The organism is Micromonospora sp. NPDC003816 (assembly GCF_042874705.1).
GTDB lineage: Bacteria > Actinomycetota > Actinomycetes > Mycobacteriales > Micromonosporaceae > Micromonospora.
The window spans coordinates 956,152-982,019 of record NZ_JBIANP010000002.1; the positions used below are offsets into that span (position 1 = coordinate 956,152).

Sequence of the window (25,868 nt, forward strand, 5' to 3'; positions counted from 1 at the left end):
CAAGGAGCGATGATGAGCGTCCTGGACATCCCCGAGCTGGCGCTGGTGGCGTTGGTCGGAGTCTCGGGCTCCGGCAAGTCGACGTTCGCCGGCCGGCACTTCGCGCCCAGCCAGGTGCTCTCCTCGGACGCGTTCCGGGCGATGGTCGCCGACGACGAGAACGACCAGTCCGCCTCCGCCGACGCCTTCGACGCGCTGCACTACGTGGCCGCCAAGCGGCTGCGTGCCGGTCGACTCACCGTGGTCGACGCCACCAACCTCCAGCCGCACGCCCGCGCCGGCCTGGTCCGCGTCGCCCGGGAGCACGACGTGCTGCCGGTGGCGATCGTGCTGGACGTGCCGGAGGCGCTGGCCTGGGAGCGTACGGAGGCGCGCAGCGACCGCACCTTCGGTCGGCAGGTGCTCGCCCGGATGTCCCGCGACCTGCGTCGCAGCTACGGCCAGTTGGCCCGGGAGGGCTTCCGCAAGGTGCACGTCCTGCGCGGCACCGACGAGATCGACCGCGCCGAGATCCGGTACGAACGGATGTTCAACGACCGCCGGGAGCTGACCGGGCCGTTCGACATCGTCGGTGACGTGCACGGCTGCCGGGCGGAACTGGAGACGTTGCTGCTCCGGCTGGGCTGGCGGCTGCACCACGACGAGGCGGGTCGCCCGGTGGACGCGACCCACCCGTCGGGGCGTACCGCCGTGTTCGTCGGTGACCTGGTGGATCGCGGCCCGGACTCGCCCGGGGTGCTCCGCCTGGTGATGGGGATGGTCGCGGCCGGGCACGCGCTCTGCGTACCCGGCAACCACGAGCAGAAGCTGTTGCGCAAGCTGCGCGGGCGCAACGTGAAGGTGGCGCACGGCCTGGCCGAGACGCTGGACCAGTTGGCGGCCGAGCCGGCCGAGTTCACCGCCGAGGTGGCCACCTTCGTCGACGGGCTGGTCAGCCACTACCTGCTCGACGGCGGCCGGCTGGTGGTCGCGCACGCCGGGCTCAAGGAGGAGTACCAGGGCCGCGCCTCCGGCCGGGTACGCGCCTTCGCGCTGTACGGCGAGACGACCGGCGAGACCGACGAGTACGGCCTGCCGGTGCGCTACCCGTGGGCCCGCGAGTACCGGGGTGCGGCCACCGTCGTCTACGGCCACACCCCCACGCCCGAGCCCGAGTGGATCAACAACACCATCTGCGTCGACACCGGGTGCGTCTTCGGTGGGCGGCTGACCGCGCTGCGCTACCCGGAACGCGAGCTGGTCTCGGTGCCGGCGGAACGCGAGTGGTACGCCCCGGTGCGCCCGCTCGTCGCCGCTCCGTCCCGCCCCGACGAGGTGCTGGAGCTGACCGACGTGGCCGGGCGGCGGCACGTGGAGCACACGTACGGCTCGTTGACGGTGCCGGCGGAGAACGCCGCCGCCGCGTTGGAGGTGATGAGCCGCTTCGCGGTCGATCCGCGCCGGCTGGTCTGGTTGCCGCCGACCATGGCGCCCTGCTCGACGTCCCGCGTCGACGGCTACCTGGAACACCCGACGGAGGCGTTCGCCGACTACCGGGCGGCCGGGGTGGACCGGGTGGTCTGCGAGGAGAAGCACATGGGCTCGCGCGCGGTGGTGCTGGTCTGCCGGGAGCCGGACGGTGGCCCGTTCGGACCGGGCGGCGGGGTGGTCCACACCCGCACCGGACGGCCGTTCTTCGGCGAACCGCTCGACACCGAACTGCTCGACCGGGTCCGCGCGGCGGTGACCGCCGCCGGGCTCTGGGCAGAGCTGGAGACCGACTGGCTGTTGCTCGACTGTGAACTGCTGCCCTGGTCGGCGAAGGCCGGTGGCCTCATCCGGGAGCAGTACGCCGGGGTCGGTGCCGCCGGCCGGGCGGCCCTGCCGGCGGCACTGGCCTCGCTGGACGCCGCCGCCGCGCGCGGGCTGGACGTGACCGCGCTGCGCGACCGGACCGCCCGTCGCCGGGACGACGTGCTCGCCTACACGTCCGCCTACCGGGCGTACGTGGGACCCACGGACGGGTTACGCGGGGTGACGTTGGCCCCGTTCGCGGTGCTGGCCGGCGGTTCCGCCGGCTACGCCGACCGCGACCACGGCTGGCACCTGGCCCAGGCCGACCGGCTCTGCGCGGCGGACCCGGAGTTCTTCACGCCGACCCGACGCCAGGTGGTCGACCTCGGCGACCCGGACGCGGTACAGGCCGCGACCCACTGGTGGCTGGAGCTGACCGGGGCCGGCGGCGAGGGCATGGTGGTCAAGCCGTACGCCGGTCCGGCAGCCCGCAGCGAACGGGGCTCGCTGCTCCAGCCGGGCATCAAGTGCCGGGGACGGGAGTACCTGCGGATCATCTACGGTCCCGGCTACACCGAGCCGGAGGAGTTGGCCGCGCTGCGCAAGCGCTCCCTGGGACGCAAACGCGGGATGGCGCTGCGTGAGCACGGGCTGGGACTGGCCGCGGTGGACGCGTTGGTCGACGGTGCCCCGCTGTGGCGTCGGCACGAGTTGGTCTTCGCGATCCTGGCCTGCGAGTCCGAGCCGGTGGACCCCCGTCTCTGACGCCAACCGGGCATTGCTCGCGATCCCGGTAGCCTGGGCGGCCGTGGCGGGCGCCGCTCCGGCGACCGGGCGAGCGAGGCAGGAGACGGATTCTTCATGGCATTGGGCGAACGGGTAGGCCATGTCCTACGCGGTGGGGCCATCGGGGTGGCGGAAGCCGTGCCAGGGGTCAGCGGTGGCACCATCGCGCTGGTCACCGGGGTGTACGAACGGCTGATCGTGTCCGCCGGTCACGTGGTGAACGCCGTCCGGTACGCGACGTCGGACGTACCGCGTGGACGTGGCTGGACGCGGGCGGGACACCAGATGCGGCAGGCCCACTGGGACGTGGTGATCCCGTTGATGATCGGGATGGTGCCCGGCCTGCTGCTCGCCGCGAAGCTGCTGGAGCCGTTACTGACCGGCTACCCCGAGCACACCCGTGGCCTCTTCCTCGGCCTGGTGCTCGCCTCGGTGCTGGTGCCGGTCTCGATGGTCGGCAAGCCGTGGCGCGCCCGAGAGGTGGTGGCCCTGGTGGTCGCCGTGGCGGTCACGTTCACGCTCACCGGCCTACCGCAGGCCACCCTCGAACCGCACCCGCTGATCCTGCTGATCGTGGCGGCGTTCGCGGTCTGCGCGCTGGTGATGCCCGGTGTCTCCGGATCATTTCTGCTGCTCACCGTCGGTCTCTACGAACCGACCATCGCCGCCGTCAACGACCGGGACTTCGGCTATCTGGCAATCTTCGCCGCAGGCATGGTCATCGGCCTGGCGCTCTTCGTCAAGCTGCTCCAGTGGCTGCTGGACAAGCACCGTCGGATGACTCTGGCGGTGATGTCCGGCGCCCTGATCGGCAGCCTGCGCTCGCTCTGGCCATGGCAGTCCGAGGACCGGACCCTGCAGGCGCCCGGTGACGGCATCCTGCCCATCACCGCGCTGTTCCTGCTGGGCCTCGCCGTGGTCCTGGCCATGGTGGTAGCCGAGCGACGCCGGGTGAACCGGGCCGCCCGCGCGCTCACCGAGGCGTACGACGACGAGCCGACGCAGGTGCGCTGACGTCCACCGCTTGGTGGCTGCCCGGCTGGGCGGCCACCAAGCGGTTCCGGTTCAGCGAGCCTTCTTGGTGGCCCGCTTCCGCGGCGGAGTCAGCAGGTCGGCGATCGTCGCGATCGCACTCGGCACCAGCCGGTAGTAGGCCCACACACCACGCTTCTCCCGCTCCAGCAAGCCGGCCTCGGTGAGGATACGCAGGTGGTGGCTGACGGTCGGCTGCGAGAGACCGAGCGGTGCGGTCAAATCGCACACGCACGCCTCGCCCTCGGGCGCCGACTGGATCAGGCTGAGCAGCCGCAGCCGGGCGGGGTCGGCAAGGGCCTTGAGGACCCCTGCCAGCCGCTCGGCGTCGGCACGTTCGATCGGCTCGCCGGCAAGCGGCGAGATCTGAGGCATAGTCATTTCGGCCAACGCAGTTCCCACGTATTCCATCCTTCCACCAGCAGCATCGATCCGGCTGCATATCAGCAGATCCGAATCGGCAGACTTTTACGCCACAAGGCCGAGGTCAGCCAACGTATAGGCCGCCCGATAGGGCAATCCGGCGGCTCGCACCGCGTCGCCGGCACCACGATCAACGATAACCGCCACCCCCACCACGTCGGCCCCGGCCTCGCGAAGGGCCTCGACGGCGGTCATCACACTTCCGCCGGTGGTGGAGGTGTCCTCCACCGCCAGCACCCGACGTCCGGTCACGTCGGGGCCTTCGATTCGGCGTTGCAACCCGTGCGCCTTGCCCGCTTTCCGCACCACGAACGCGTCCAACGGACGGCCGGTCGCGTGCAGCATCGACATGGCGATCGGGTCGGCGCCCAATGTCAGGCCACCGACCGCGTCGTACGACCAGTCGGCGGTCAACTCCCGCATCACCCGACCGACCAAGGGGGCCGCCCGGTTATGGAGCGTGATGCGACGCAGATCGACGTACCAGTCGGCCTCCTGCCCGGAGGAGAGCACTACCCGGCCATGGACCACAGCCAGGTCGGAGATGAATTTACGCAGGTCGTCGTGGTCCCCCATGGCGATAGAGGGTACTGCGCAAGTCTGTGTGCCGGGTGGACGGGCCACCCTGGGCAACCCTTCCGGGGGACAGATGAGTGGCGATGTCCGACTACGCTACGTTGACCTGCGGTTCGGATCGAGTGATGCCGCACCCGTCGCCGCCGCACCGGTCGACGACGTGTCGCGGTCAACCGCGATCGCGGCCGATGCGTCCACGGGTGTCGCGGGCGACCCGGTCCAGCAACCCGCGCGGGGCGTGCCGCAGACCGGCGACAGCCAGCTTGTACTTCCACGATGGAACGCTGACCAACTTGCCTTTTCGCAGGTCACGCAAGGCTTCTTCCACCACGGCGGGCGCGTTGAGCCACAACCACTCGGGAGTTTTCGACATGTCGATGCCGGCTCGCTGGTGGAATTCGGTCCGCGTGTAGCCGGGACAGAGCGCCATCACGCGGACGCCGAAGGGGCGGGCGGACTGGCCGACGGACTCACTGAAGTTCGTGACCCACGCCTTGCTGGCGGAGTACGTCGATCCCGGCATGATCGCACCGAAACCCGCGACGGAAGAGACATTAATCACTGCCCCATCCCGCCGTTCGGTCATCGTGAGCAGCGCAGCGAGTGTCAAACGCATCACCGCGTGCACGTTGAGCCGGAGCAGGCGGGTCTCGTCGTCGAGGCTCGACCTGAGGAACGGTTTGTTCAGACTGATGCCGGCGTTGTTGACCAGGAGCCCGATCGGCGGTGCGGCGGCGAGCCGTCGCTCCACCTCGGCACAGCCGTCGTCGGTGGACAGGTCGGCCGGCAGGATCTCGGTCTCGACGCCGTACCGGCCGGTCAGCTCGGCGGCCTGCGCCGCCAGTCGGTCACCGTCCCGGGCGACCAGCACCAGGTGCCATCCGTCGGCGGCGAGCCGGTCGGCGAAGGCCGCCCCGATTCCCGCGCTCGCCCCGGTGATCAACGCCCATCGCTCGGTGCTCGGCTGGTCGGGCGTCACGGGTCTGTTCACCTCGGTGGGTACGGGGACGACGGCGGCGCCCCGGGCGGCGGATAGGTCTGGTGCGGCGCGACCGGCGGCGGGTACGCGGACGGCGGGTGGTGCGGCGGGTGGGGGTGGTGCGGGGGCACCGGGTGGCGACGGAACCAGGCGTTGGCGGACGGCATCGCCAGCAGTACGGCTACCACAAGGTAACCGAGCACCTGCCCGACCGAAAGGGTGGTGGTGACCGGAATCCACCACGACGGGTAGGCGTCCGCCACCAGAGCGACGAGTTCGGCGGCGGCCTGGTCGTCGCCGAAGTCCAGGGGCGTGGCGCGTTGGATCAGCAGGGCCCCGATGCCGCAGCAACCGAGGAGCGCCCCGAGACCGGCGACCACCCACGTGGACACCCGTGCGGCGGGTCGCCGGCCGGCCAGGCCCACCGCGAGGCCGGCGAGGAGCAGGGCCGCGAGCACGCTCAGCACGGCCGCTCCCACCACCACACCCCGCAGCAGGGTCACCATCGCGTCGACCTGGGCGGAGTCGGCCGACGTGCCGACGGCCGCCGCACGGAACCGGGACACCGTGCCGCCGACGGCACTCAGGCCGGTCACGGCGTACCCGAACGCACCCACCGCCATCACGACCAGCACCACCACGGCCGTCACGACCACGGCCGGCCGGCGGGGCGGCGCCTGTTCGGGGTACGACACGACGAGTCCCTCCGGTAGGTGTTCGGGTTGCAACCTACTCGGAGGGACCGTCGCAGTCGCGCCTAACTCACCGGCGGTCGGTTCGACCGATCAGTTCGGCCGGTCGGTCGGCGGCTGGTCGCCGGGCTGGCCCGGACCGCCGTACTGGGGAGGCTGTCCACCCGGACCGTCGCCCGGCCCGCCGGCGGGCGGCTGACCCGGAGTGGGCGGGTAGCCCGGCTCGGCCGACTGCGGCGAGGTGCCCGGGTAGCCCGGCTCGCCGGACTGCGGCGAGGTGCCCGGGTAGCCCGGTGCCTGCGGGTAGCCGGGCTGGCTCGGGTAGCTGCCGCCGGGCATCGGCGGCTCCCACTGCTGGGTCGGCTTGCGGAAGAACTCGTTCGCCTTCGGCAGTGCCAGCAGGATCAGCGCGGCCAGGAGCGCGAGCAGGCTGATCACACCGAGCAGAAGGCTGACCGGGGTGACCCAGCCGGGCAGCGCCTCCTCCAGCCGGCGCTGGACCTCCTCGGTGCTCGGCATGTCGCCGCTGGTCTCGGCACCGGGCGTGGTGAGGCCGCCGGCCAGCCCGCTGAGCAGACTGAAACCGGTGCAGCAGAGCATGATGCCGCCGACCACCCAGGTGGCGATCCGGGCGCCGTTCTTGCCACGCAGGTTCAGCAGGCCCAGGCCGAACAGCGCGAGCGCCACGACGAGAAGGAAGATTGCGGTGGCGACGCCGAGGACGACGGTGAAGTCGCCGAGGCTCTCCGCTCCTTCGACCGTGGAGTCGCGGTACGCCTCGTCCATCACCTCACGGACGGTGCCGATCGTGGCCAGCGACACGACCACACTGATCAGTTGGCAGATCGCGAAGAGCAACAGCAAGTAGGTGGATATCGTCACCACACCCGGCCGCTGCCGGGCCGGGGTGTTTTTCGGGTCGACCATCTTTCTCCCTCCCTGGAACGCGACTCACCGTATCGGCAACAGGCCAACCCGGCACGACACGACGCCGTCTGGACGGCGCGTCCTCCTCCGCAACGCCAGGATCGGCGCTGAGCAGGTGAGCGGACGCACCAGCCGCCCGGCTCGGGAGCGGTGTACCCAGATCCGCCCTCGGTGATGTCGGCGCGGGTCGCTGTCGAGCCGAACCGGTGTCGCTCTCACGATCCGCGTCCCTGCGGGTGCACCGTCACGTCGCCCTCATCCAGCCGGCGGCCCAGCGCGACCTCCCAGCCCGCCTCGCCGTACGCCTCGAAGGTGAGCCGCGCCCCGCCCGGTGCCCGGTAGTCGTGGTACCGCATCGTCCCGGTCGGGGGGAGCCCGGTCAGCCCGGTCGCGGTGTACCGGGCCTGGCCGGACTCGTGCCAGTCGTACCGTCGCCCGGCGACGTCGACCGCCGGAACACCGACGGTCCGCACCCTTCCCGGCTGTGGCTCCCAGAGCACCAGCGCGAACTCCGGGCTCTCGGCGACCGACAGGCGAGGACGCCCGCTGTCGTCGTCGAGCAGGTGCTCGGCCCAACTCCACTCGCCCTCGACCAGCCGGATCGATCCGCGTACCCGGTACGACAGGTCACCGATCTCGACGATGTCACCGACCTCGATGCGACGCGGGTCCGTCGACGGCCCGGCCGCGACGCGCCGACCGGGCGCGGTCGTCGGCCGGCCCCGCCGCCGCGCCACGAGCACGACGACGGCCAGCCCGGCCAGCAGACACCCGAGCGCGATCACCAGGTACGCAGTCGCGTCGTCCACCCGTCACCTCCCCAGGTATTTCGGTGACGACGGTAGCCGTGACCGGCGCGGGTGGAGCCGTCGCCGGTCGACTATCGTCCGTTCCCGCCCGGGTCCGGGTCCGATCGGTGTCCCTGGTCGGTTTCACCCGGGTCATCGTCCGACGGCGGTGGTTGCTCACCCGACGACGCAGGTGGTTCGCCTGCCGGTGCGGGCTGCCCAGTCGGCACGGGATAACCGGGCGGGACGGGCATGGGGTAGCCGGGCGGCACGGGGTAGCCGGGCGGCAGCGGGTAGCCCGGGGGCAGTGGATAGCCGGGAGGCACGACGTAGCCGGTCGGGACGGGACCGCCGAACGGCGCGGGATGGCCGGGCGGGACCGGATAGCCCGGCGGCAGCGGATAGCCGGGGGCGGGGTAGTAGGGCGTCGGGAGTGGGTAGCCGGCGAGATAGGCGTTCGGGATGTCGCCTCCGGCGGTCAGCGGTCCGGCCGGCTCCGGCTTCGGCACGAACCAGCGGTTGGCCGGCGGAATCGCCAACATCAGCACGACCACCGCGGTGAGGGTCACCACCGTCAGCACGCCGAGACCGGCCAGCGGGAAGAACACCGTCTCGAAGAGGCGCGGCTCGCCGTACAGCGCCTCGAAGAAGTCCGACTCCTGCCAGAAGTCGTCCGGTGGTGGGCCTTCCTCCATCTCGACCGCCCCGGACGCCGCGAACGCGATGAACGGGACGAAGAAGAAGCCGGCGCACGCCTGGAAGAAGCAGAGCAGCAGTTCGGCACCACCGGCCGCGAAGACCATGACCCGGGCGACGTTGCTGCCCCGGCGGACGCCGACCGCGGTCAGCGCCATCCAGAGCCCCAGGGCAAGGGCGGGGATGCCGAGGACCAGCGACATGGTCACGCTGCTGACCCGCTCGGCGCGTACCTCGGCGGGGTCGGCGTCGGGCACCTGGCGCGCCGCCCGGTCGATCGCGGCGTCCCACTGGAACGCCTCGACGACCACCAGCGCGACGAGTCCGAACAGGATCAGCGCGATCGTGAGCTGCAACCAGAAGGCCACGGTGACGGTGCCGGGGCGAGGTGGGCGAGGCGAGGGTACGGCGGCCGGATCTTCGGCGGTCGCGGTCATGGCACGGAGCGTAGGAGGACCGGACAAGATCCGGCAGCACCGATCGGACGGACCCGACCGGCCGTCGGATCACGAATCGTCGAGTCGTCGGGCGGCGTACTCGCCGACCGTGGTGCGGTCCAGCACGCACCCGACGGCGGTGTCCACCTCCGCCGGATCGGAACGCAGCCTGTTCCAGGCCGTCCGCCCGGCCGCCGGGTCGAGCTGTTCCAGCAGCGTGGCGGCGTACACCCGGGCTGCCGGAGAGCCGGTGGTGAGCAGGCGGTCGAGCTGCCCGCGTACCTCGTCGGGGTGGTCGGCCGCGATCGCCGCGACGCGCTGGTATGCCTCGGTCTCCGGCAGCGTCGCGCCCGCGATCCCGACCCCGCCGAAGGCGACGCGGCCGGCGGCGGCCAGGGCCGCGACGGCAGCGGTCAGCTCCGGGTCCTTCCTGCGCCCGATCCCGAACATGTCTCCATCCTCACCCGGACGGCCCGCCGCCGCCCGCCGAGGCGGGGGCGGCGGGGATCTCCGGCATCGTGGGTACGGGTCAGGCGGTGCTCACCGACAGGCCGTCCTTGGCGTCGGCGAGCTCCACCCGCACCGTGTCGCCGTCGCGGATCTGGCCGGCGAGCAGCGCCTTGGCGAGCTGGTCGCCGATCGCCGACTGGACCAGTCGGCGCAGCGGCCGGGCGCCGTAGATCGGGTCGTACCCGTGCTCGGCCAACCAGCCCCGCGCCGCGTCGGTGACGTCCAGCGAGAGCCGGCGGTCGGCCAGCCGTCTGCGCAGGCGGGCCAACTGGATGTCCACGATGGAGCGCAGGTCGTCGCCCCGGAGTGCGGCGAAGACCACGATGTCGTCGAGCCGGTTGAGGAACTCCGGCTTGAAGTGCGACCGGACCACCGCGAGGACGCCCTCCCGGCGCTGCTCCTCGGCGAGCGTCAGATCACTGATCACCGCCGACCCGAGGTTCGAGGTGAGGATCAGGATCGCGTTGCGGAAGTCGACGGTACGGCCCTGGCCGTCGGTGAGCCGGCCGTCGTCGAGCACCTGGAGCAGGATGTCGAAGACGTCCGGGTGGGCCTTCTCCACCTCGTCGAGGAGGATCACCGAGTACGGCCGACGACGCACCGCCTCGGTGAGCTGGCCGCCCTCCTCGTAGCCGACGTAGCCGGGCGGAGCGCCGACCAGCCGGGCCACCGAGTGCTTCTCGCCGTACTCGCTCATGTCGATGCGGACCATCGCCCGCTCGTCGTCGAAGAGGAACTCGGCGAGCGCCTTCGCCAGCTCGGTCTTGCCCACCCCGGTCGGGCCGAGGAAGAGGAAGCTCCCGGTCGGGCGGTCCGGGTCGGCGACACCGGCACGGGCACGGCGTACCGCGTCGGAGACCGCGCCCACCGCCTCGGCCTGGCCGACGACCCGCTCGCGCAGCGACTCCTCCATCCGGAGCAGCTTGGCGGTCTCGCCCTCCAGCAGCCGGCCGGCGGGGATGCCGGTCCAGGAGGCGACGACCGCCGCGATGTCGTCCGCGCCGACCTCCTCCTTGAGCATCGCGCCCGCAGACTGCAACCGGGCCAGTTCCTCCTCGGCCTTCGTCAGCTCGGTCTGGAGCGCGGGGATGCGGCCGTAGCGCAGCTCGGCGGCGCGTTCCAACTCGCCGTCGCGCTCGGCCCGCTCCGCCTCACCACCCAACCGCTCCAACTCCTCCTTGGCGGTGGAGAGCTTGGTGATGTGGCTCTTCTCCAGGTGCCAGCGCTCGGAGAGCACGGTGAGCTGCTCACGCTTGTCGGCCAGTTCCTTGCGCAGCCGTTCCAGGCGTACGGCGGAGGCGGCGTCCGGCTCCTTGGCCAGCGCCATCTCCTCGATCTCCAGCCGGCGTACCGCCCGCTCGATCTCGTCCACCTCGACCGGCCGGGAGTCGATCTCCATCCGGAGCCGGGACGCCGACTCGTCTACCAGGTCGATCGCCTTGTCCGGCAGGAAGCGGTCGGTGATGTACCGGTCGGAGAGCGCGGCGGCGGCGACCAGGGCGGCGTCGGTGATGCGTACGCCGTGGTGGACCTCGTAGCGCTCCTTGAGCCCGCGCAGGATGCCGATGGTGTCCTCGACGGTGGGTTCGCCGACCAGCACCGGCTGAAAGCGTCGCTCCAGCGCCGGGTCCTTCTCGATGTGCTCGCGGTACTCGTCCAGCGTGGTCGCGCCGACCATGCGCAGCTCGCCCCGGGCCAGCATCGGCTTGAGCATGTTGCCGGCGTCCATCGAGCCCTCGCCCTTGCCCGCGCCGACCACCGTGTGCAGCTCGTCGAGGAACGTGATGACCTGCCCGTCGGAGTTCTTGATCTCCTCCAGGACGGACTTGAGGCGCTCCTCGAACTGGCCCCGGTACTGCGCACCGGCGACCATCGCGCCGAGGTCGAGCGAGACGAGCTTTTTGTCCCGCAGCGACTCGGGCACGTCACCGGCGACGATCCGCTGGGCCAGGCCCTCGACGATGGCGGTCTTGCCGACACCGGGCTCGCCGATCAGCACCGGGTTGTTCTTGGTACGCCGGGACAGCACCTGGATCACCCGGCGGATCTCGGAGTCCCGCCCGATCACCGGGTCGATCTTGCCGTCCCGCGCGCTCGCGGTCAGGTCGACGCCGTACTTGGCCAGCGCCTGGTAGGTCTGCTCCGGGTCGGCCGTGGTGACCCGACGGTCCCCACCGCGCACGGTCGGGAACGCGGCGACCAGCGTCTCCTCGGTGGCACCGGCGGACGTGAGCGCACCGGAGACGGCACCGCCGACCCGGGCCAGCCCGGCCAGCAGGTGTTCGGTGGAGGTGTACTCGTCGCCGAGCGGCCGGGCGATCTGCTCGGCGGCACCGATGGCGTTGACGAACTCGCGGGCCAGGGTGGGCTCCGCGATGCTGGAGCCGCGCGCGGCGGGCAGCGCGTCGACCGCCCGCTGTGCGGCCCGGCGCAGCTCGGCGGGGTCGGCCCCGACGGCGCGCAGCAGGCCGGCAGCGGTCGAGCCCTCGGTGTCCAGCAGCGACAGCAGCAGGTGCCACGGCTCCACGGTGGCGTGCCCGCGCTGGTTGGCCAGGGCGACGGCACCGGTGATGGTCTCGCGGCTCTTGGTGGTGAGGCGTTCGGTGTTCATGGGCTCCCCTGGATCGGTGTGTCCACTGGTACCGACAGAACCAGAGTTGAGCCTATTCCACTCAACCTCAGAGGTGTGACATCCGACACTCCTTCGTGCGGTGGACACCGGGCGCTGCTCACGTCCTGATCCTCCGCCACTGGTCAACGTGTGCCGGGAGCCCTGTCGAGCTGAACCGCCTGTGCTGTCAACGCGGCAGACGGGCCGCACAGGGGCTCCGATGGTCCGTGTGCAGGACGCAGCGCCGCCCACCGTCGAGCGGACGGTCGCAGAAGACCCAGTGCCGGACGTGCTGCTCGTCCTCGGCGGAGACGGTGATGCCGCCCAATTCGATCGGCGCGACGAATCGCAGTGCGCGCCCGGCCACCCGGGCGAGGATCCTGGCCCGGCCCAGGTCGGCGGCGGCGACCGGTAGGTGGATCACGAACCGCCCGGTCACGACAGGTGCTTCGCGCGGGCTAACTGCGACTGCCAGTCGCGCAGCGCCAGCCGGAACCGATCGGCCTCACCCCGGCTGTCGACCAGCGCCGCGTACAGAGCATCCAGGTCGTTCGCGACCCGATCGAGGAACGCGGCGACCTCGGCTGGGTCCGCACCGCGCCGGCGCATCGTGAAGGTGCGGGTCCGCACCTGCGCCGACCGCAACGGAAGGTACGCGTCCGAGCGGTAGGTACCGCCCCTCGGTCGACTCGACGGCACTCCGACGCCGACCCGATGCGTCGGCGGACGTCCGGCTCGGCGGCGCAGGAACGGTCGCAGCAGCAGCCTCAGCATGTGAACCCGCCTCTCCACGGCACCCGAGATTTGGATGGGCGGCCCGGCCCGGCACCGTCGATCGACCGGACCGCCCCGCCCCACCACCGCAGCCCGGTTCGGCAGTACGACAGCAGGGCCCGCGAGTAGGCCGAGGCGGGCCACGGGGATACCCGCCTCGGCCAGATGAGCGCCCCAGTGCCATCCGGAAGCGTTCACAGGGAATCTACAATCGGTACCAGTTGTAGGTCAACGACCAACCTCCGATTGCTTGAGATTGGTGGTCCCCGCGTGATCGAATGGGCATGCCATCCGGGGAGTGTGTATGCCCAAGCAGCAGTACCAGGTGCTCGCAGACGAACTGCGGAACAAGATCGAATCAGGTGAGTGGCCGCCCGGCACGAAGCTGCCGAGCAGAGCCCAGCTCTGCAAGGAGTACGGGGTCTCGGACACCGTGGTCGGCAAGGCCATGATGATCCTGCGCGCGACCGGACTCACCGAGACGCTGGAGGGTGTCGGCGTCTTCGTGGCCGACAAACAGTAGGTCCTGGGACGGGATGCCCTTGGAGGGATCGGCGCCTACCAGGAGTTGTTGCCATGCCCCGAGTTTCCGACCGCCAACGCATCGCACAGGACATCCGCGACAAGATCCGCTCCGGGGACTACTCGCCCGGAGCCAAGTTGCCGTCCCTGCGTGAGATGACCGCGCACTACGGCGTCTCGGCAGAACCCGTACGGTCCGCCCTCCTGATTCTGCAGGCCGAGGGCCTGATCGAAGGTCACCAGGGCAAGGGCACGTACGTCCGAAAGCCATCCGAGTAGAACCCGAGCGATTCCTCGACGCGGGTCACTCCGTCTCGATGATCACTGCTGTCCAGGTGCGGTCGCCGGCATGGCCGGTGCCGAGCAGGACGGACTGCGGCCCAGTGGCGACGAGAGTGTTGTCGGGGAGCATCCGCAGGTGATGTTCGTCGGTCAGTGGCCAGGGCAGGTCGACGTACCCGCTGCCGACCAGCGCACCGGCGCCCCGTGGACCGACGACCGCAGCCACTCCGAAACCCAACGGGACGACCTGCCCCGTCTCCGGGTGTCCCTCGGCAGGCACCCTCTCCCAGGCAGGACCATGCCGCCACACTGCCGGAAACCCGGTGCGATCGGGCCGCTCGCCGACCAGCCACAGATCACTCTGTGTGCGCACCACTCGGAGCACACCGACTGCACCGTCGAACTCCACCGGGGTCGGCCGCCAACTCCGTCCCTCGTCAACGGAGATCGCGACGTACGGCCGGCCGTCATCGTCGGCTCCGGCTGCCACCAACGGCCCTGAGCTTTCCTTACTGTTGAACTGCCAGTCAGTTTCCACCACCGATTGCACCACGGGCAGCTTCGGCTGGACAGGCAGCGGGCGGAGTGTGCGTCCCGTCCAGCGGCCCACCTTTCCCGAACTCTCGATGAGCTGGAAGCGTCCCTGGGCCGCCTGCCACTCCGGGGGCGGGGCCTCACCGGGGGTGTGTCGGAAGGTGTCTCCGCGATCGGTGGACGTCCACCATCCGTGTGGCGAAGCGTGCAGGACCAGGATCCCTTCGGCGGTGTAGAGCTGCTGGACGTCGCCGTCCCGCTGCGGGGTGGTGTCCGTCTGCGGGTGGCGCAGTTGCTGCCAGGAGCGGCCACCGTCCCGGGTCGACCAGAGCAGGGCCGGGCAGTCCGGAGCGGTCGTCTGGTCGTCGCAGGAGGCGAAGAGGGCGTAGCCGTTCTCGGCGTCGACGAACTCGATCTGCGGCGGGGCGTACCGCTGCGGGACGGCCAGCCGGGTGGTGCGGGTCTCCGCGACCGGCGCGGGGGTGGCGGTGACCTGCGGCGGTTCGGGGGCGCTGCGCCGGATGTCGCCGATCGAGCATCCCGCCAGCAGCGTGAACAGCGGGAGAACTGCCAGGCAACGAGTTCGTCGGGCGGTCATGCGGCCTCCGTCGCGAGAGTAACCTGAGCCCGTGCGAGCACGCGTCGAGCAGACCGCTCAACCGGGCACCGGCGTACGCCACGACATGATGACGGAACTCGGCCGCTCGTTGGGGGCACCCTCCCGCCGCCGGGACGCCCTCGGCGCGTCCCGGTCGTCCGCCGTACGCGCAGCGGTCGCCTGAGCCTCGGATGCACGACTTCACCACCCTGCTGATCCAGGTCGGCGCGCTGTTGTTCCTGCTCGGGCTACTCGGCCGGCTCGGCCGGCGGATCGGGCTCTCGCCGATCCCGCTGTATCTGCTGGCCGGTCTGGTCCTCGGTCACGGTGGCGTGCTGGAGTTGCACGCCAGCGAGGAGTTCTTCGCGATCGGTGCGGAGATCGGCGTGATCCTGCTGCTGCTGATGCTCGGCCTGGAGTACTCCGCCGACGAACTGGTCGGCAACCTGCGGGCGGCGGCACCGGCAGGGGTGCTCGACGCGGTGCTCAACGCGCTGCCGGGTGCGGCGTTCGCGCTGCTGCTGGGGTGGGGCTGGGTGGCGGCGGTGGTGCTCGGCGGGATCACCTGGATCTCGTCCTCCGGGGTGATCGCCAAGATCCTGTCGGACCTGGGTCGGCTCGGTAACCGGGAGACGCCGGTGGTCCTGTCGGTGCTGGTGGTCGAGGATCTCGCGATGGCGTTCTATCTGCCACTGGTGACCGCGCTGCTGGCCGGGGTCGGGCTGGTCAAGGGTGGGGTCGCGCTCGGCGTCGCGGTGCTGACGGTGGTCGTCGTGCTGGTGGTGGCACTCCGCTACGGCGATCTCGTCTCCCGGGCCATGTCCGCCGACCACCCCGAGTCGCTGCTGCTGGGCGTACTCGGTCTGACCCTGCTGGTCGCGGGCGTCGCCGCGAAACTCCAGGTGTCGGCGGCGGTCGGTGCCTTCCTGGTCGGCATCGCGCTCTCCGGGCCGGTGGCCCACCACGCCACCGAACTGCTGACGCCCCTGCGCGACCTCTTCGCCGCCGTCTTCTTCGTCTTCTTCGGGCTCGCCACCGATCCTCGGCACATCCCGCCGGTGCTGCTGCCCGCGGTACTGCTCGCCCTGGTCACCATGGCGACCAAGACGGCGACCGGTTACCTGGCCGCGAGGCGGGTCGGCATCACCGAACCGGGACGCTGGCGGGCCGGACTGACCCTGACACCCCGGGGGGAGTTCTCCATCGTCATCGCCGGCCTCGCGGTGAGCGCCGGCAGTGTTTCGCCGAAGCTGGCCGCCCTGGCCGCCACGTACGTATTGATCACCGTGGTGACCGGGCCTGTGCTGGCCCGACTGCCCGACGCCACCTGGTTCAGGCGCTGGTCGCGACAACGGGCGGCGATGCAGCAGGCCGGGTCGGCAGCGCCGGATCGACCGTGACCGGTGACGAAACAGGGACTGAAAGTGATCGTCGGCCGTCCGGGCCACCCCGGCCAGGCAACCGATGCCGAATTGCTTTCCGTAGGGGCTACCCGTACTCACGGGTACCGCGTTACCGTTTCGCCCCAGCAGCCGGGGTTCGCGGGGGGCGGACGCCTCGGTGCCGACGCGAGCGGAAGGTTGGCCGGTGAGCGTGCAGGAATCAACGTTCCACGGCTTCGCCAACCCCGTCGACCCGAGTCCGGCGGAGTTGCGATCGTGGGCGTACCAGCCCGACTCGGTGCCGTTGACGTCCATGCCACCCGACTGGGACCTGCTCGTCTCCGGCGACCGCCTGATCATGACGTTGTTCGACCTGGCGATGGACGCGCACTGCCCGGCCCGCCGGTTCGCGCTGCACTGCCTCTACATCTATGCCGCCGACGGCATCCGGACGAACTTCCGGGCCCACCCGAAGCGTCGCTTCCGCAAGCTCGTCGACCAGGCCGAGCGCAACGGCGACGAGATGATGCGCACCTGGTCGCACAACAGCCGGGTGCTGCTGTCCCGGCCGGAGCTGTTCGTGTACCGCGAGTGGTGCGAAGGTGGGTTGGTGCGCGAGGGGCGGCGGCTTTAGCTGCTTGCTGTGGGGGGTGTGGCCCTACCGTTGCTGTGGGGGTGTGGCCTACCGTGCCCGGCTCCGGGCGGTCAGGCTTGATCCCTGCGCCGGGCACGGTAGGCCACACCTGACCTGGCGGACGTGCCGTCGCCTGCCGACCTCGTGAGGGGTGACGTATCTCGGGGGGCGGGGCAGGGGTGCCCACCTGCGCTAGGCGAGGTGCCGTTACCTGCGGTGGAACGGGAACGGGAACGGGCCGGGAGCCCCCGTGGCTCCCGGCCCGTACGTTGTGGCCCCTCAGCGGGGCGGACCGCCGTGTTCGCGGCGGTGCTGGTCGGTCCGTACCCGACCGGCGCCGTGACCGGCTCGGCCCTGACCCGGGCCGGCGGACCGACCGCCCGACGGGGCGGGTCCGGTGGACCGGCCGCTCCGGCCGCTGAACCGGCCGCTGCGGATCTGATCGGCGAACCGCCCCTTGGTGATCCGGTCGAAGCGCCGTTGGACGTTCTCGGCCAACCGGTCGAGCCGGCGTTCCGCCTGCTCGGCCACCTGCTTCGCCTCGTCCGTCATGGCTCCCCCTGCCAGCGCCGAAGTCCGGATTGAGTTGTTTGGACCTGATTTCAGGGTAACGGAGACGGGCCAGGGACGGGGCGGAATCCGCAGGGTGCGGACCGCGAACGCGATGCCGCCCCGACGCAGACACGAGACGGCCCCGGCACGGTTGTCACCGCACCGGGGCCGTCTCGATCGTCAGCGGCCGGGGCTGCGTCGGGGACGCCAGACCACCAGGGCCGTGGAGGTCTGGTTGGTCGGCACCAGGTCGCGCCCGGGGAAGCGGGCCAGCGACTCCAGCTCGGCCAACCGGCGGTACGCGGCCTCCAGCTCGGCCTCCAACTGGGCGACCCGCTGCTGTGCCTGCTCGAACAGCCGCTCCAAGCCGATGATCCGCTTGATCCCGGCCAGGTTGACACCGTCGTCCTGGCTGAGTCGCTGCACCTCGCGCAGCAGGACCACGTCCCGCACGCTGTAGCGGCGACCGCCACCGGCCGCCCGTCCGGCCTGCACCAGGCCGAGCCGGTCGTACTGGCGCAGCGTCTGCGGGTGCATCCCCGCCATCCGCGCCGCGACCGAGATCATGAGCACCTTGGCTTCATAGGTGGGGTCATCCGAACCGACGAACCCGTCCATCCCGTCCACCTCCGCACCGCTACACCCATCATCCGCTCCGACGCACCCGCGCGTCGAGATGTTCTCGCGCCGCCGGCGGGGTCTGTGCGGCGAACGTCTCCAGGGCCGCGCGTGCCTCGTCGGAGACCCGGGCCGGCACCACCACGTCGAGTGTGACGAGAAGGTCCCCGGTCTGCCCGTCCCGGCGGCTCACGCCCTTGCCCCGGGCCCGCAGGATCCGCCCGCTCGGCGTACCTCCGGGCACCCGCAGGGTCACCGCGCCGTCGAGCGTCGGCACCCGCAGGTCGGTGCCGAGCACCGCCTCGGTGAAGGTGATCGGCACGGTCAGCGTGAGGTCGTCACCGGAGCGCCCGAACAGCTCGTCCGGACGCACCTTGACGTGCACGAACAGGTCCCCCGCCGGGCCGCCGCGCTCGCCCGGCTCGCCCCGGCCCGCCAGCCGGATCCGCTGCCCGTCGGCCACTCCGGCCGGAAAACGGACGTTGAGCGTACGGGCCTTGGTGACGCCGCCCGTGCCCTGGCACTCCGGGCACTTCTCGTCGACCACGGTCCCGGCGCCCTGGCAGTTGCGGCAGGGCTCGGCGAGGCTGAACGCACCCTGGTTGCGGTGGTTCACCCCGGCGCCGTGGCAGACCTGGCAGGTCCTCGGCACCGTGCCCGGCTTCGCACCGTTGCCGTGACAGGTGTCGCAGACTCCCGGTGCCCGCAGGGTCAGCGGCAGCGTGACCCCTCGGACGGCGTCGTCGAAGTCGAGCGCCACCTCGGTCTCGATGTCGCGACCACGGGCCGGGCCGGTGGCACCGCCACCACCCGCGCCGCCCGAGAAGATCGAGCTGAACAGGTCCGAGATGCCGCCACCGGCGAACCGGCCACCACCGGCCGACTGCGCGTTGCCGAACAGGTCGGAGACGTCGAACGGCATGCCGCCGGGCTGGCCACCCTGGCGGGCACCGCGCCGGAAGGCGCCCGAGCCGAACAGCGAGCGCATCTCGTCGTACTCGCGGCGCTTGGCGTCGTCACCGAGCACCGCGTACGCCTCGGAGACCGACTTGAAGCGCTCCTCGGCCTTGGGGTCGCCGGGGTTGTGGTCCGGGTGCGACTCGCGGGCGAGCTTCCGGTACACCTTCTTGATCTCGTCAGCGGAGGCGGTCTTCGCCACGCCCAGGACCGCGTAGTAGTCCTTCTCGATCCAGTCCTTGGAACTCAACCGTCCACCTCCTCCCCACCTCCGGCTCCGGGCCGTCCCGCCCACCGGAGTTCGGCGGGTGGGACGGCCCGGTCGCCGTCGTGCACTATTCCGGGTCGGCGACCGCGACCATCGCGGGTCGCAACAGCCGCTCACCGATCTGGTAGCCCCGACGCATCACCTGCACGCAGGTGGGTTCGGTGACGTCGGCCGAGGTCTGGTGCGCCACGGCCTCGTGCAGCGTCGGGTCGAACGGGTCACCCTGCTCGCCGAACTGGGTCAGCCCGAACTTGCCGAGCGCGGTGGTGAGTTGCTCGGCCACCGAACCGAACGGACCGACCAGGTCGCCGTGTTCCCGGGCCCGGTCCAGGTCGTCCAGGATCGGCAGCAGCGCGGCCAGCACCGAGCCGGTCGCCTGCTCGGTGACCAGAGCACGGTCCCGCTCGACCCGCTTGCGGTAGTTGGCGTACTCGGCGGTGACCCGTTGCAGGTCCCGAGTGCGCTCCTCCAGGTCGGCGCGGAGCGCCTCCACCTCGGCGCCGAGCCCGCGACCGGCCGCCTCGGACGGTTTTCCGACCGGCTTGGCCGGGGAGTCCACCACGGGCGGGCCCTCGGTGGTCGGCTCGCTCAGCGCCTCGGTCTCGACCTCGATCGCGTCGACCACGACCTCGGCGTCCTCGACCAGCCCCTCGGCCGGCGTGTCGGAGCCGGCGTCCGCCGCCGTCCCCTCCGGCTCGTGGCTCTGGCTGATCTTGCGGTTGTTACGGATGACGACACGCGGCGTCTCGCCGGTGGTCGGCTCGGACGCCGAGCCACCCGGCGCCGACCCGGTGCTGCCCGGGTCGGCGGCTCGTGGCTTCTCCGTCATGCGACTACCTCATCCCTCTGCCCGTGGAGATCGGCTCGGCCAGGACCGTCACTTCTTGTCCTCGTCCACGATCTCCGCGTCGACCACGTCGTCCGCGCCGGGCCGCGCGCCGCCGGCCGGACCGCCGGTAGCACCGGCACCAGCCGCGCCGGCACCGGCCGCACCCGCGCCCGCACCGGCCGCGCCGCCCGCCTCGCCGCCCTGGGGCTGCTCGGCCTGCTGCGCGTAGAGCAGCGAGCCCGCCTCCTGCGAGACCTGCGCCAGCCGCTCGCGTGCCGACTTGATCTTATCGATGTCGCTGCCACCGAGCGCTCCGCGCAGCTCACCGAGCGCCTCGTTCAGCTTGTCGCGGTTCTCGGCGGGCAGCTTGTCGCCGTTCTCGGCGAGGAACTTCTCGGTCTGCCACTGGAGGGCCTCGGCGACGTTGCGGCTCTCGGCCTCGTCGCGACGGCGCTTGTCCTCCTCGGCGTGCTCCTCGGCGTCCCGGCGCATCCGCTCGATGTCATCCTTCGGCAGCGAGGAGCCGCCGGTGATGGTCATCTTCTGCTCCTTGCCGGTGCCCAGGTCCTTCGCGTGCACGTTGACGATGCCGTTGGCGTCGATGTCGAACGTGACCTCGATCTGCGGCACGCCACGCGGGGCCGGCGGGAGACCGGTCAGCTCGAACGTGCCGAGCTTCTTGTTGTACGCGGCGATCTCGCGCTCACCCTGGAAGACCTGGATCAGCACCGACGGCTGGTTGTCGTCGGCGGTGGTGAACACCTCGGACCGCTTGGTCGGGATGGTGGTGTTGCGCTCGATCAGCTTGGTGAAGATGCCGCCCTTGGTCTCGATGCCCAGGCTCAGCGGGGTCACGTCGAGCAGCAGGACGTCCTTGACCTCGCCCTTGAGCACACCGGCCTGGAGGGCGGCGCCGACGGCGACGACCTCGTCCGGGTTGACGCCCTTGTTGGGCTCGCGGCCGGTGAGCTGCTTGACCAGGTCGGTCACGGCCGGCATCCGGGTCGAGCCGCCGACCAGGATCACGTGCTCGACGTCCGAGACCTTGATCCCGGCGTCCTTGACGGCCTGCTCGAACGGGCCCTTGCAGCGGTCCAGCAGGTCCTGCGTCATGCGCTGGAACTCGGCCCGGCTGAGCGTGACGTCCAGGTGCAGCGGGCCGGCGGAACCGGCGGTGATGTACGGCAGGTTGATGTTGCTGGTGGTGGCGGCGGACAGCTCGATCTTGGCCTTCTCGGCGGCCTCCTTGAGTCGCTGCAACGCCATCTTGTCCTGCGACAGGTCGATGCCGTGCTCGCCCCGGAAGGTCTTCACCAGGTGGTCGATGATCCGCTGGTCCCAGTCGTCGCCGCCGAGCAGGTTGTCACCGCTGGTCGACTTGACCTCGATGACGCCCTCGGCCAACTCCAGCAGCGACACGTCGAAGGTGCCGCCACCGAGGTCGAAGACCAGGACGGTCTGCTCCTTGGAACCCTTGTCCAGGCCGTACGCCAGGGCGGCCGCGGTCGGCTCGTTCACGATCCGCAGCACGTTGAAGCCGGCGATCTCGCCGGCCTCCTTGGTGGCCTGACGCTGGCCGTCGTTGAAGTACGCCGGGACGGTGATCACCGCGTCGGTGATCTGCTCGCCCAGGTACGCCTCGGCGTCCCGCTTGAGCTTCATCAGCGTCCGGGCCGAGATCTCCTGCGGGGTGTACTTCTTGCCGTCGATGTCGACGGACCAGTTGGTGCCGATCTCCCGCTTGACCGAGCGGATCGTCCGGTCCGGGTTCGTCACCGCCTGGCGCTTGGCCACCTCGCCGACGAGCACCTCGCCGTTGCGGGCGAACGCGACGATCGACGGGGTCGTCCGCGAGCCCTCGGCATTGGCGATGACGGTGGGCTCACCGCCCTCCAGGACGCTGACGCAGGAGTTCGTCGTGCCGAGGTCGATACCGACCGCACGTGCCATCTTCGCTTCCTCGCTTCGTAACGTTGTGCAGGTGACGGGCCCCCCGTCGCCCTGACCGGCGGTGTCGCCCACAGCGACCCCACCTCAAGTTGAGTGAACGTGACTCAATAGTGCCACGCCCCCCGGAATCGTCAAGTCGAGGTTGAGTCGGGTTGGCGCAAGTCACCGTTCGATACCGACTGGTTGTCTTACCTTGTGTCGGTCGGGCACGCTTTAGCGGTGACGACGAACGGCGATTCCGCCTCACCTTTCGGCACGCCCGCCGTCGCAGCCCGCACCGGCTCCACCGGCGGGGAGGACCGGCCCGCGGCAATCGGGGACGACGCCCTGCCCGCCGTGCTGGCCAGCCTGCGGGCCGCGATCGGAGCGGCGCGATTCCCGCTGGTCCTGCCCTCGGCGGAGCCCGCCGGACGGACGGCCGCCGCTCTCGCCGACCAGCTCGACGACTACCTGCTGCCGCGGCTCTCCCGCCTCGACGCGCCGCTGCTCGTGGTGGTCGGCGGTTCCACCGGCGCCGGCAAGTCGACCCTGGTCAACAGCCTGGTCCAGGCGCGGGTCAGTGCCGCCGGGGTGCTGCGCCCGACCACCCGCTCGCCGGTCCTGGTCTGCAATCCGGCCGACTCGCCCTGGTTCCGTCGCGGCGAACTGCTGCCCGGGCTGACCCGCACCAACCAGCCCAGCGACGACCCGCGTTCGCTGCACCTGGTCACCGCCCCGGCCCTGGCCCCCGGGCTGGCGTTCCTGGACGCTCCCGACATCGACTCGGTGGTCGACGCCAACCGCGCGCTGGCCAACCAACTGCTCGCCGCCGCCGACCTCTGGCTCTTCGTCACCACCGCTGCCCGGTACGCCGACGCCGTGCCCTGGGAACTGCTGCACGGTGCGCGGGCCCGGGGCGCGGTCATCGCGCTGGTCCTCGACCGGGTGCCCGCCGAGGCCACCGACGAGGTCGCCGCCCACCTCGCCGAGATGCTGGCCGAGCAGGATCTCGGCGCGGCGCCGCTGTTCGTCCTGCCGGAGACCTGGGTCGACGGCCAGGGGCTGCTGCCGGACCGGGTCACCGCGCCGTTGGCGGACTGGTTCGCCCGGCTGGCCGCCGACGCGGACGCCCGCGCGGCGGTGGTCCGGCAGACCCTCGGCGGCGCGCTGGCCGCGCTGGCGCCGTCGGTCGAGAGTCTGGCCGTCGCCGCCGACGAGCAGGTCACCGCCGCCGACGCTCTGGACGAACGGGTGCTGGCCGCCTACCGGGCGGCGAACCGGATGGTCGAGCAGGGTCTGCGCGACGGACGGCTGCTCCGGGGCGAGGTGTTGGCCCGGTGGCAGGAGTTCATCGGCACCAGTGACCTCTTCCGCAGCCTGGAGGCGCGGATCGGGCGGCTGCGTGACCGCCTCACGGCGGCGTTCAGCCGACGCCCGGCCCCTGCCGTGGAGTTGCGCGACGCCATCGAGTCCCAGTTGACGACGTTGCTGCGGGGCGTGGCCGCCGAGGCGGCCGAGCACGCGTACACCGGCTGGAAGGCGCATCCGGCGGGTGCCGCACTACTCACACCGGATCTGGCACACCACGCGGCCGACCTGCCCGAACGGGCCGAGCGGCTGGTCCGGGACTGGCAACGCGGGGTGCTGGAACTGGTCCGGGCCGAGGGCGGTGACCGGCGTTTCGTGGCCCGTACGGCGGCGTACGCGGTCAACGCCACCGGGTTGGCCGTCATGATCGCGGTGTTCGCCTCGACGGCGTTCATCCCGACCGGCCTGGAGGTCGCCACCGGGGCCGGGACCACCGTCGCCGGGCAGGCCGTACTCCAGGCGATCTTCGGCGACCAGGCGGTGCGGACGCTGGCCGCGAAGGCTCGGGAGGACCTGCTGGACCGGGTACACGCGCTGCTCGACGAGGAGGCCGCCCGATACCTGGACCGGACCGACCAGGCCCGGCCGGCGGCCCGGCACGCGACGGCGCTGCGCGAGGCGGCCGCTCAGGTGGAGGCGGCCCGGACGCGCAGCGGCTTCGCCACGGACGATCGCAGTGGGGCGGCGGCGTGATGGGCATGGGGGGACGCCTCCGCGAGGCGTTGCGGATCAGCGACGGACGGGTGGACGCGGACCAGTTGGTCGCCCGCCTGGAGGCGGTGCACCGCTTCCTCGGCCTGGTCGACGGATACCTGCCGGACACCCCGTTGAGCCCGGCACGCACCCTGGTGGAGCGGGCCGGCACCCGGTTGTCGCTCTCCCGCGACCACACCGTCGTCGCGCTGGCCGGGGCGACCGGCAGCGGCAAGTCGAGCCTGTTCAACGCGATGGCCCGGATGGACCTGTCGCCGGTCGGGGTACGCCGTCCCACCACCGGCGTGACCCACGCCTGCGTGTGGGGTCCGCTCGACGGCGGCACCCGGCTGCTCGACTGGCTCGGTGTGCTGCCCAAGCACCGCTTCGTGCGGGAGAGCCTGCTCGACGGCGACGACGAGTCCACCCTGCACGGGCTGATCCTGCTCGACCTGCCGGACTTCGACTCGGTGCAGCACTCGCACCGCCTGGAGGTGGACCGGCTGCTCGGCCTGGTCGACCTGGTGGTCTGGGTGGTCGACCCGGAGAAGTACGCCGACCGGGTGGTGCACGCCGCCTACCTGCGCGAGTTCCAGCGGCACCGGGACGTCACCCTGGTCGTGCTGAACCAGGCCGACCGGCTGCCCCCGGCCGAGGTCCCCCGGGTGCTGGCCGACCTGCGCCGGCTGCTCGACGCGGACGGGCTGGACGGGGTGCCGTTGCTGGCCACCACGATCGTCGACCCGAGCGGCCCCGAGGTGCTGCGGGCGGAACTGGAACGCACGGTCGCCGAGCGGCAGGCGGCACTGCGTCGACTCACCGGCGACCTGGACGCGGTCGTCGACGCGTTGGACGGGATGGTCGGGGCACCCCGGTCGGCACTCCCGGCCGACGATCCGGCGGTGACCAAGCTGGACCGGGCGTTGAGCGCGGTGGCCGGGGTGCCGACCGTGCTCAGTGCGGTCGAGCAGGCATACCGGCACCGGGCCGCGTCGCGCACCGGCTGGCCGCTGGTGCGGTTCTGGCGGCGGCTGCGACCCGATCCGCTGCGTCGGCTGCACCTGCCCGGTCCGCAGCCCGTCGCGGACGATCCCGAGCGGGCTCTGGCCGCCGCGACGTCCGTGCCCGAGCCCGGTGCGGCCGACAAGTCGGCGCTGGCCCTGGCACTGCGTACGGTGGCCGAGCGGGCCGGGGAGGGGTTGCCGAGCGCCTGGCCGGCGGCGGTGAGCGCGGCGGCCCGCTCGCGCCTCGCCGACCTGCCGGACGCGCTGGACCACGCGCTGGCCGGCACCGACCTGGGGGTGAGCCGTCCCCGCACGTGGTGGCGGCTGGTCGGCGGGTTGCAGTGGGTGGTGACCGTCGCGGCCGTGGCCGGGTTGGGCTGGCTGCTCCTCGGCTACGCGCTGCGGATCCTGGGGTTGCCCGAGCTGGAGCATCCGATGGTCGGCGAGGTGCCGGTGCCGACGCTGCTGTTGCTCGGCGGGTTGCTGGCCGGGCTGTTGCTGGCCGCCCTGACCCGACCGATCAGCCGATGGGCCGCCGGCCGGGCGCGCCGCCGGGCCGAGGCCCGGCTGACCAGGGCGATGAGCCAGGTCGGCGAGGAGTACGTACTGTCGCCGGTGCGTGCCGTCATCGCCGCGCACGCCGACGCCCGCACCGTGCTGGAGGTCGCCCGGCACCGCTGAGCGCCGGCGCCCC

General features: G+C 71.6%; 26 protein-coding genes. 9 read left to right on the plus strand and 17 right to left on the minus strand.

The window, feature by feature from the left end; translation table 11 throughout:
* The first annotated feature begins 12 nt into the window (after positions 1-12).
* Together ACFYTT_RS10225 and ACFYTT_RS10230 are read left to right on the plus strand one after the other, a co-directional pair.
* Entirely contained in the window at positions 13-2,538 is a 2,526-nt protein-coding gene (locus ACFYTT_RS10225; RefSeq protein WP_387258512.1) for a polynucleotide kinase-phosphatase, read from the plus strand.
* 96 nt (positions 2,539-2,634) lie between these two features.
* Positions 2,635-3,573, plus strand: a complete 939-nt coding sequence (locus ACFYTT_RS10230; RefSeq protein WP_176092243.1) for a DUF368 domain-containing protein — start codon at positions 2,635-2,637, stop codon at positions 3,571-3,573.
* Between the two features lie 51 nt (positions 3,574-3,624).
* On the opposite strand, the gene ACFYTT_RS10235 is transcribed toward ACFYTT_RS10230, so the two are convergent.
* From ACFYTT_RS10235 to ACFYTT_RS10285, 11 genes are all read right to left on the minus strand, one after another.
* Positions 3,625-4,002, minus strand: a complete 378-nt coding sequence (locus tag ACFYTT_RS10235) for a helix-turn-helix transcriptional regulator (protein ID WP_007454255.1) — start codon at positions 4,000-4,002, stop codon at positions 3,625-3,627.
* 57 nt (positions 4,003-4,059) lie between these two features.
* Positions 4,060-4,590, minus strand: coding sequence for an orotate phosphoribosyltransferase (locus ACFYTT_RS10240; RefSeq protein WP_131055681.1), 531 nt, complete (start codon positions 4,588-4,590; stop codon positions 4,060-4,062).
* 169 nt (positions 4,591-4,759) lie between these two features.
* Entirely contained in the window at positions 4,760-5,569 is an 810-nt protein-coding gene (locus ACFYTT_RS10245; RefSeq protein WP_131055683.1) for an SDR family oxidoreductase, read from the minus strand.
* An 8-nt stretch (positions 5,570-5,577) separates the two neighbouring features.
* A complete protein-coding gene (locus ACFYTT_RS10250) occupies positions 5,578-6,264 on the minus strand; it encodes a hypothetical protein (protein WP_131055685.1) in 687 nt (228 codons plus the stop codon).
* A 90-nt stretch (positions 6,265-6,354) separates the two neighbouring features.
* Complete coding sequence (locus tag ACFYTT_RS10255) at positions 6,355-7,188, minus strand: hypothetical protein (protein WP_131055687.1); 834 nt, start codon at positions 7,186-7,188, stop codon at positions 6,355-6,357.
* A gap of 215 nt (positions 7,189-7,403) precedes the next feature.
* The gene (locus ACFYTT_RS10260; RefSeq protein WP_387258514.1) at positions 7,404-7,997 is read right to left on the minus strand and encodes a DUF4178 domain-containing protein; all 594 of its coding nucleotides are present in this window, start codon (positions 7,995-7,997) and stop codon (positions 7,404-7,406) included.
* Between the two features lie 71 nt (positions 7,998-8,068).
* Positions 8,069-9,109, minus strand: coding sequence for a hypothetical protein (locus tag ACFYTT_RS10265; protein ID WP_387258516.1), 1,041 nt, complete (start codon positions 9,107-9,109; stop codon positions 8,069-8,071).
* Between the two features lie 69 nt (positions 9,110-9,178).
* Positions 9,179-9,559 carry a hypothetical protein gene (locus ACFYTT_RS10270; RefSeq protein WP_131056831.1) on the minus strand — a complete coding sequence of 127 codons (381 nt, stop codon included), beginning with the start codon at positions 9,557-9,559 and terminating at the stop codon, positions 9,179-9,181.
* Positions 9,560-9,638: 79 nt separating this feature from the next.
* Positions 9,639-12,230 (minus strand): ATP-dependent chaperone ClpB, encoded by a 2,592-nt coding sequence (gene clpB / locus ACFYTT_RS10275; protein WP_387258518.1) that lies wholly within the window; start codon positions 12,228-12,230, stop codon positions 9,639-9,641.
* Positions 12,231-12,417: 187 nt separating this feature from the next.
* Positions 12,418-12,669 (minus strand): hypothetical protein, encoded by a 252-nt coding sequence (locus tag ACFYTT_RS10280; RefSeq protein WP_387258520.1) that lies wholly within the window; start codon positions 12,667-12,669, stop codon positions 12,418-12,420.
* Positions 12,666-13,004 carry a DivIVA domain-containing protein gene (locus tag ACFYTT_RS10285; protein WP_387258522.1) on the minus strand — a complete coding sequence of 113 codons (339 nt, stop codon included), beginning with the start codon at positions 13,002-13,004 and terminating at the stop codon, positions 12,666-12,668. Before ACFYTT_RS10285 ends, ACFYTT_RS10280 begins: the two co-directional genes overlap by 4 nt.
* Before the next feature lie 304 nt (positions 13,005-13,308).
* Here ACFYTT_RS10285 and ACFYTT_RS10290 point away from each other — a divergent pair, with 304 nt between their 5' ends.
* Entirely contained in the window at positions 13,309-13,527 is a 219-nt protein-coding gene (locus ACFYTT_RS10290; RefSeq protein ID WP_387258524.1) for a winged helix-turn-helix domain-containing protein, read from the plus strand.
* A 53-nt stretch (positions 13,528-13,580) separates the two neighbouring features.
* Positions 13,581-13,805: a winged helix-turn-helix domain-containing protein gene (locus ACFYTT_RS10295; protein WP_350697623.1), complete on the plus strand. Its 225-nt coding sequence runs from the start codon at positions 13,581-13,583 to the stop codon at positions 13,803-13,805.
* 25 nt (positions 13,806-13,830) lie between these two features.
* Here ACFYTT_RS10295 and ACFYTT_RS10300 read toward each other — a convergent pair whose 3' ends face one another.
* The gene (locus ACFYTT_RS10300; protein WP_387258526.1) at positions 13,831-14,940 is read right to left on the minus strand and encodes a hypothetical protein; all 1,110 of its coding nucleotides are present in this window, start codon (positions 14,938-14,940) and stop codon (positions 13,831-13,833) included.
* A 31-nt stretch (positions 14,941-14,971) separates the two neighbouring features.
* On the opposite strand from ACFYTT_RS10300, the gene ACFYTT_RS10305 reads away from it, so the two are divergent.
* The 3 genes from ACFYTT_RS10305 to ACFYTT_RS10315 all read left to right on the plus strand — a co-directional run bounded on the left by ACFYTT_RS10305 (position 14,972) and on the right by ACFYTT_RS10315 (position 16,956).
* Entirely contained in the window at positions 14,972-15,124 is a 153-nt protein-coding gene (locus tag ACFYTT_RS10305) for a hypothetical protein (protein WP_236145907.1), read from the plus strand.
* A gap of 7 nt (positions 15,125-15,131) precedes the next feature.
* On the plus strand, positions 15,132-16,340 hold the full coding sequence (locus ACFYTT_RS10310) for a cation:proton antiporter (RefSeq protein WP_387258528.1): 1,209 nt from the start codon (positions 15,132-15,134) through the stop codon (positions 16,338-16,340).
* 187 nt (positions 16,341-16,527) lie between these two features.
* Positions 16,528-16,956 (plus strand): hypothetical protein, encoded by a 429-nt coding sequence (locus tag ACFYTT_RS10315; protein ID WP_131055109.1) that lies wholly within the window; start codon positions 16,528-16,530, stop codon positions 16,954-16,956.
* Positions 16,957-17,235: 279 nt separating this feature from the next.
* Here ACFYTT_RS10315 and ACFYTT_RS10320 read toward each other — a convergent pair whose 3' ends face one another.
* From ACFYTT_RS10320 to dnaK, 5 genes are all read right to left on the minus strand, one after another.
* On the minus strand, positions 17,236-17,508 hold the full coding sequence (locus ACFYTT_RS10320) for a hypothetical protein (protein WP_131055107.1): 273 nt from the start codon (positions 17,506-17,508) through the stop codon (positions 17,236-17,238).
* Between the two features lie 180 nt (positions 17,509-17,688).
* Positions 17,689-18,126 carry a heat shock protein transcriptional repressor HspR gene (locus tag ACFYTT_RS10325; protein WP_131055105.1) on the minus strand — a complete coding sequence of 146 codons (438 nt, stop codon included), beginning with the start codon at positions 18,124-18,126 and terminating at the stop codon, positions 17,689-17,691.
* Between the two features lie 28 nt (positions 18,127-18,154).
* A complete protein-coding gene (gene dnaJ / locus ACFYTT_RS10330; protein WP_131055104.1) occupies positions 18,155-19,333 on the minus strand; it encodes a molecular chaperone DnaJ in 1,179 nt (392 codons plus the stop codon).
* Positions 19,334-19,418: 85 nt separating this feature from the next.
* Complete coding sequence (gene grpE / locus ACFYTT_RS10335) at positions 19,419-20,180, minus strand: nucleotide exchange factor GrpE (RefSeq protein ID WP_387258530.1); 762 nt, start codon at positions 20,178-20,180, stop codon at positions 19,419-19,421.
* Between the two features lie 48 nt (positions 20,181-20,228).
* Positions 20,229-22,130 carry a molecular chaperone DnaK gene (gene dnaK / locus ACFYTT_RS10340; RefSeq protein WP_387258532.1) on the minus strand — a complete coding sequence of 634 codons (1,902 nt, stop codon included), beginning with the start codon at positions 22,128-22,130 and terminating at the stop codon, positions 20,229-20,231.
* A gap of 219 nt (positions 22,131-22,349) precedes the next feature.
* Here dnaK and ACFYTT_RS10345 point away from each other — a divergent pair, with 219 nt between their 5' ends.
* Positions 22,350-24,170: an ABC transporter gene (locus ACFYTT_RS10345; RefSeq protein ID WP_387258534.1), complete on the plus strand. Its 1,821-nt coding sequence runs from the start codon at positions 22,350-22,352 to the stop codon at positions 24,168-24,170.
* Between the two features lie 5 nt (positions 24,171-24,175).
* Complete coding sequence (locus ACFYTT_RS10350) at positions 24,176-25,855, plus strand: GTPase family protein (protein ID WP_387258535.1); 1,680 nt, start codon at positions 24,176-24,178, stop codon at positions 25,853-25,855.
* Positions 25,856-25,868 lie beyond the last annotated feature (13 nt).